The following is a 257-nucleotide window of genomic DNA, read 5'->3' as shown; positions in this document are numbered from 1 at the left end:
TCCGGGAAGCGCCAGGACGGCCCGGGCCGCCGCGTCGGCGATGGCTTCGGGGTTCGTGGCTGTCAGGGTGGCAGCCACCTGATAGCCTGCGCGGGCGAAGGCGGGCGGAGGGCCGGAGACGGCGTCACTCTCCACCAGGGCTTCGCCCAGCAGACGGGGCTCGGCGCCGGCCCACTCCAGTTCCTCGAAGAGGTGGGCCTCGAAACCCGCGCGGCAGGTCCACAGCCAGCGCCCGGGCCGGGCAGCCAGCGTCCGGG

The 257-nt window shown here is 75.5% G+C and carries 1 pseudogene; it reads right to left on the bottom strand.

The features are described from left to right. Positions 1–257, bottom strand: a pseudogene (locus tag HNV26_RS37450) (23S rRNA (cytidine(2498)-2'-O)-methyltransferase RlmM); the annotation flags it as partial.

Origin of the sequence: Myxococcus xanthus, assembly GCF_013116825.1 — a bacterium.
GTDB lineage: Bacteria > Myxococcota > Myxococcia > Myxococcales > Myxococcaceae > Myxococcus > Myxococcus xanthus_B.
The sequence above is the reverse complement of the archived record's forward strand: the minus strand, read 5'-3'. Positions and strand labels throughout refer to the sequence as shown.